The organism is Pseudomonas sp. FSL R10-1350 (genome assembly GCF_009600525.1).
GTDB lineage: Bacteria > Pseudomonadota > Gammaproteobacteria > Pseudomonadales > Pseudomonadaceae > Aquipseudomonas > Aquipseudomonas helleri.
In genome coordinates this window covers 1-253 of the sequence record NZ_WIVR01000244.1, presented here as the reverse complement: position 1 = coordinate 253, position 253 = coordinate 1, and the positions used below count along the sequence as shown (strand labels likewise).

Here is a 253-nt window from a genome sequence, read left to right as displayed (position 1 = left end):
AGTCTATCTTTCTATCACATACCCAAATTTTTAAAGAACGATCTAATCAAAAGATCAGAAATCAACATTCACCATCGCTTGATGGAATGCTCATTTCTAAGCTTTACGACAGAAAAACCACAGAGTAACTCTGCAGTTATCGTCTTCTTCAATGAATCAAGCAATTCGTGTGGGAGCTTATGGAGCAGCTGATGTCGTCGATTAAGGAGGTGATCCAGCCGCAGGTTCCCCTACGGCTACCTTGTTACGACTT

Annotated in this window: 1 rRNA gene; it reads right to left on the bottom strand. The window is 41.5% G+C overall.

The window, feature by feature from the left end:
* Positions 1-202 precede the first annotated feature (202 nt).
* Positions 203-253: ribosomal RNA gene (locus GHO25_RS27020) — 16S ribosomal RNA — on the bottom strand; the annotation flags it as partial.